The following is a 1,426-nucleotide window of genomic DNA, read 5'->3' as shown; positions in this document are numbered from 1 at the left end:
GTAATGCCGTTCGGATAAGCATTACTGCTTGAACCTAAACGGATATTTGGCTGGAACAAAGAGGACTGAACGTGGAAACGTTCGGTCCTTTCTTTTATCTGGAAGAATGAAGTGACTCAGACTTTCTCTCATCCTTTTAAGTTTGACTGGTAGGGTTCCGTCTGGACTTAAAGCTAACCAACGTAACTGAGCATCTATAAGGTTAATTGCAGCAGTAAAGCTTACCCTAGTCGCTCGAACCCCGGCTTCTGAAGCTATCTTAACCATCTCTAATCGCACTAAGTTATAGGCAAGTAATACGCCCCAAAGCTCTTGCTTCACACCGGCAGAAAAACGACTTCGTAAAGTGACGTGACTTTGCAGTTGAGTCTGTTTAATTTCACCATAACCCTCTTCAATCTCCCAGCGTTGCCAATAAACACGCAGCAGGCTTTCTAGCGAGTATTTGCTAGGGTCTGTAAGTGAAGTAATAAAACCTTTTATCTCACCTTTTGGCTCTTGATATAGGACTAATCTGGCTTCCCAACGTGCGGGTAAATTCGGATTCTGCCGTTGAGCTTGAGGAGAGATAGGCATTGAAATGAGCATGTCGTTTTCCGCATATTTCTCCAACACTTCATAGCGTAGTTTACGTTTTGCAGGCATTAACCAGTGAGTATTTTCCGCACTCTCTTGCCACGACAACAAAAGGTCTGCCGAGAAATAACAACGATCAAGTAAGGTCAATGAGTGTGCGGGGATATCATTGAATAGGCGCTTAGCTAAGGTCGTTTCACCGACATGACAACCATCAAAAGCCGCCCCCATAATCATTCGTGTTTCTGTTGACATCAAAGCGACTAAACGAAGTTGAGGGTAAGGTTTCAATTTTTTAGAGATGAACCCAAATTCTTCAGCGTTCTCTGGGGAATCTTGACATCTAAATGTTGTTCCATCCACAGCAAGTACATTAAGTTCTAAGTCTCTGTCTTGTTGAAGGATATCTCCGTGCCAAGCCTTCACCGTTGTGTTAAATAGAGCTGCTAATGGGCTCTCATCTAGACGTCGACGTGAATCAGTTAGGACACTAGGTGCGACACGAGACCAACTATCTTCAGGTTTAGGCTGAAGCGCAATGTCTAATGAACTACATACCTCTTTGATAGACATGTTGCGTTGCAACCCCATCCAAATAACTAACCAGACAGCTTGCTGCGCGGGAAGTCGGCGTCGTCTTATGCTCGCTTTATTTGTTTCAAGAAGAGCTTGTTCTATCCACTCAATCTGAATAGCGTCGACGACAGATTCATAATTATCGGCATCTTCAATGGTCTCGTGTGCCATTGCTAATTCTTGTTCAAGCATAAAAAATCCCCATCAACATTGTTGATGAGGATTATCTTCTAACTGCAGGATCGTTCAAGTCTTCTTAAACGATCGGCATTAC

The 1,426-nt window shown here is 43.4% G+C and carries 1 protein-coding gene; it reads right to left on the bottom strand.

Annotation, left to right across the window (positions count from 1 at the left end; all coding sequences use genetic code 11):
* Positions 1 to 21: 21 nt before the first annotated feature.
* A complete protein-coding gene (locus L3V35_RS25365; protein WP_237300855.1) occupies positions 22 to 1,344 on the bottom strand; it encodes an IS4 family transposase in 1,323 nt (440 codons plus the stop codon).
* Between the last annotated feature and the right edge of the window lie 82 nt (positions 1,345 to 1,426).

Source organism: Vibrio sp. L5-1 (genome assembly GCF_021728315.1).
GTDB classification, from domain to species: Bacteria; Pseudomonadota; Gammaproteobacteria; order Enterobacterales; family Vibrionaceae; genus Vibrio; species Vibrio splendidus_K.
Note: the sequence above shows the minus strand (reverse complement) of the source record. Positions and strands in the feature narration are given on the sequence as shown.

Bases quoted from the DNA above. Each gene is read 5' to 3' on its own strand.
- L3V35_RS25365 (WP_237300855.1), bottom strand. From the start codon at position 1,344: ATGCTTGAACAAGAATTAGCAATGGCACACGAGACCATTGAAGATGCC.